This is a genomic window from Burkholderia sp. AU33545, assembly GCF_020419685.1.
GTDB classification, from domain to species: domain Bacteria; phylum Pseudomonadota; class Gammaproteobacteria; order Burkholderiales; family Burkholderiaceae; genus Burkholderia; species Burkholderia diffusa.
Map to the genome: position 1 here is coordinate 1 of NZ_JAIZRQ010000016.1, position 2359 is coordinate 2359.

Genomic DNA, 2359 nt, shown 5'->3' on the forward strand with positions numbered 1-2359 from the left:
AAGGGGTGACGGCGTACCTTTTGTATAATGGGTCAGCGACTTACGTTCAGTAGCAAGCTTAACCGTATAGGGCAGGCGTAGCGAAAGCGAGTCCGAATAGGGCGTTCAGTTGCTGGGCGTAGACCCGAAACCAAGTGATCTATCCATGGCCAGGATGAAGGTGCGGTAACACGTACTGGAGGTCCGAACCCACTAACGTTGAAAAGTTAGGGGATGAGCTGTGGATAGGGGTGAAAGGCTAAACAAACTTGGAAATAGCTGGTTCTCTCCGAAAACTATTTAGGTAGTGCCTCGTGTCTCACCTTCGGGGGTAGAGCACTGTCATGGTTGGGGGGTCTATTGCAGATTACCCCGCCATAGCAAACTCCGAATACCGAAGAGTGCAATCACGGGAGACAGACATCGGGTGCTAACGTCCGGTGTCAAGAGGGAAACAACCCAGACCGCCAGCTAAGGTCCCCAAATATAGCTAAGTGGGAAACGAAGTGGGAAGGCTAAAACAGTCAGGAGGTTGGCTTAGAAGCAGCCACCCTTTAAAGAAAGCGTAATAGCTCACTGATCGAGTCGTCCTGCGCGGAAGATGTAACGGGGCTAAGCTATATACCGAAGCTGCGGATGCGTGCTTTGCACGCATGGTAGGAGAGCGTTCCGTAAGCCTGCGAAGGTGCCTTGTAAAGGGTGCTGGAGGTATCGGAAGTGCGAATGCTGACATGAGTAGCGATAAAGGGGGTGAAAGGCCCCCTCGCCGTAAGCCCAAGGTTTCCTACGCAACGTTCATCGGCGTAGGGTGAGTCGGCCCCTAAGGCGAGGCAGAAATGCGTAGCTGATGGGAAGCAGGTCAATATTCCTGCACCATTGTTAGATGCGATGGGGGGACGGATCGCGGAAGGTTGTCCGGGTGTTGGAAGTCCCGGTCGCTGCATTGGAGAAGGCACTTAGGCAAATCCGGGTGCGTAATTCAAGGGTGTGGCGCGAGCTTCTTCGGAAGCGAAGCAATTGGAAGTGGTTCCAAGAAAAGCCTCTAAGCTTCAGTCTAACGATGACCGTACCGCAAACCGACACAGGTGGGCGAGATGAGTATTCTAAGGCGCTTGAGAGAACTCGGGAGAAGGAACTCGGCAAATTGGTACCGTAACTTCGGGATAAGGTACGCCCTTGTAGCTTGACTGGCCTGCGCCAGGAGGGTGAAGGGGTTGCAATAAACTGGTGGCTGCGACTGTTTAATAAAAACACAGCACTCTGCAAACACGAAAGTGGACGTATAGGGTGTGACGCCTGCCCGGTGCCGGAAGATTAAATGATGGGGTGCAAGCTCTTGATTGAAGTCCCGGTAAACGGCGGCCGTAACTATAACGGTCCTAAGGTAGCGAAATTCCTTGTCGGGTAAGTTCCGACCTGCACGAATGGCGTAACGATGGCCACACTGTCTCCTCCCGAGACTCAGCGAAGTTGAAGTGTTTGTGATGATGCAATCTACCCGCGGCTAGACGGAAAGACCCCATGAACCTTTACTGTAGCTTTGCATTGGACTTTGAACCGATCTGTGTAGGATAGGTGGGAGGCTATGAAACCGGAACGCTAGTTTCGGTGGAGCCGTCCTTGAAATACCACCCTGGTTTGTTTGAGGTTCTAACCTTGGCCCGTGATCCGGGTCGGGGACAGTGCATGGTAGGCAGTTTGACTGGGGCGGTCTCCTCCCAAAGCGTAACGGAGGAGTACGAAGGTACGCTAGGTACGGTCGGAAATCGTGCTGATAGTGCAATGGCATAAGCGTGCTTAACTGCGAGACCGACAAGTCGAGCAGGTGCGAAAGCAGGTCATAGTGATCCGGTGGTTCTGTATGGAAGGGCCATCGCTCAACGGATAAAAGGTACTCTGGGGATAACAGGCTGATACCGCCCAAGAGTTCATATCGACGGCGGTGTTTGGCACCTCGATGTCGGCTCATCTCATCCTGGGGCTGTAGCCGGTCCCAAGGGTATGGCTGTTCGCCATTTAAAGAGGTACGTGAGCTGGGTTTAAAACGTCGTGAGACAGTTTGGTCCCTATCTGCCGTGGGCGTTGGATATTTGAAGGGGGCTGCTCCTAGTACGAGAGGACCGGAGTGGACGAACCTCTGGTGTACCGGTTGTCACGCCAGTGGCATCGCCGGGTAGCTATGTTCGGAAGAGATAACCGCTGAAAGCATCTAAGCGGGAAACTCGCCTTAAGATGAGATATCCCTGGGGACTAGATCCCCTTGAAGGGTCGTTCGAGACCAGGACGTTGATAGGTCAGGTGTGTAAGCGCAGTAATGCGTTCAGCTAACTGATACTAATTGCCCGTAAGGCTTGATCCTATAACAAGTCTGTCTCGCGCT

Annotated in this window: 1 rRNA gene; it reads left to right on the forward strand. The window is 53.1% G+C overall.

Annotation, left to right across the window (positions count from 1 at the left end):
- A 23S ribosomal RNA gene (locus tag LGM71_RS33075) occupies positions 1–2338 on the forward strand; the annotation flags it as partial.
- Positions 2339–2359 lie beyond the last annotated feature (21 nt).